The organism is Flavobacterium cerinum, from assembly GCF_004028155.1.
In the GTDB taxonomy this organism is placed as follows: domain Bacteria; phylum Bacteroidota; class Bacteroidia; order Flavobacteriales; family Flavobacteriaceae; genus Flavobacterium; species Flavobacterium cerinum.
This window is the reverse complement of sequence record NZ_SBII01000031.1, coordinates 1-708: the sequence shown is the minus strand read 5'-3', so window position 1 is coordinate 708 and position 708 is coordinate 1. Positions and strand designations below refer to the sequence as shown.

The window sequence follows — 708 nt, the reverse complement described above, 5'->3', positions numbered from 1 at the left end:
TAGTAGTAGTGCTTGTAGCGATAACACTATAGGTACCCGGCTCATCCACAACTAATGATGACCCTGTTTCTCCCGATATAACAACACCCCCTTTTTTCCAGATAAAGCTGTGGTCTGCCACATCAAGCCCTGTGATGATCTCATAGGTGCGTAACACTTCATTGGTGATCTTATCAACACAGATCGTTCCGCCCTGTATCTTCGGTTCCGGTAACAACTCTACATTCAGATCAAAACTCGTGAAGGCCGGACATCCGCTTACTGTAGTGCTATTGGTTACACGTACCCAGATCGTCTGTTTGCCCGGGGTATCGTTTACATAAGCGGTAGGGACTGCTATGGCATTTACTCCATCATTGGCATCCTGCTCACTGGTATAGTAGCTCAACACATAATCAACAGGGCTCTGACCTCCAAGTACCTCAGACTGAACCTGGGTAAGGTCCCACGTTATTTTCCCGTCATTAGCTCCTTCTTTATCACACTCATCAAAGACCCGGGTAACCGCATTGGCGATAGCTGCCTTTTCTACAAGTAACTGTAAAGGCTTGGTAATAGTACAGCCTGTAGCATTATTGGTAACCATCACTAAAATGGTCTGGCTGTTTGGAACTACATTGGTGTACAGCCTTGGAAGTGCTGTTCCTGCATCAAGTGCTGCCTGGTCAAAATAGAATTCGATAGTATAGTCTGCCGCTGAATTATTAC

The 708-nt window shown here is 45.8% G+C and carries 1 pseudogene; it reads right to left on the bottom strand.

Annotation, left to right across the window (positions count from 1 at the left end):
- Positions 1–708, bottom strand: a pseudogene (locus EPI11_RS19065) (hypothetical protein); the annotation flags it as partial.